Genomic DNA, 553 nt, shown 5'->3' with positions numbered 1-553 from the left:
GAAATAGGGTAACTTCTGATGCGTGCGTTGTTGTTATTTGAGCTATAACAGCAAGCAATAAACATTTTATAAAAGCCATCATGATGCGTGATTCAATGTATTTAGGTGACATAAAAAAACATAATGGCGATGCAAGCAATCATACTTTCGTCTTAAAGGATTCTTTATGCAATTCAACACATACCCACTGAGGCAACAGACGATTGGAACACGAAGAGAATTAGTCAGTCTGCATTACGGGAAGAAAAGTAGAGATCTAAAGATTTATCTTCAAGCCAGTTTGCATGCGGACGAGATTCCTCCCATGTTAGTGCTGCACCATCTCAGAAGCTTGCTCGATCAAGCTGAGAAAGAGGGATTGATCGAAGGTGAGATTGTCTTGGTGCCATATGCCAACGCAATTGGTTTGTCTCAACATGTGATGCACGATCATTTGGGACGATTCGATCTGAACACAGGCTTGAACTTTAATCGTAGCCACCCCGATTTCTATGAGTTGATCGCTGAGAATATAGAGTCCCAGTTAACACAAGATATCGAAGCTAATAAACGA

The 553-nt window shown here is 40.7% G+C and carries 1 protein-coding gene; it reads left to right on the top strand.

Features of this window, described 5'->3' with window-relative positions; translation table 11 throughout:
* Positions 1 to 166: 166 nt before the first annotated feature.
* The coding region (locus A3738_RS29660; protein ID WP_197474079.1) for a succinylglutamate desuccinylase/aspartoacylase family protein at positions 167 to 553 on the top strand (387 nt) is incomplete at its 3' end.

Source organism: Oleiphilus sp. HI0066 (genome assembly GCF_001635725.1).
This window is presented reverse-complemented; position numbering and strand designations above follow the sequence as displayed.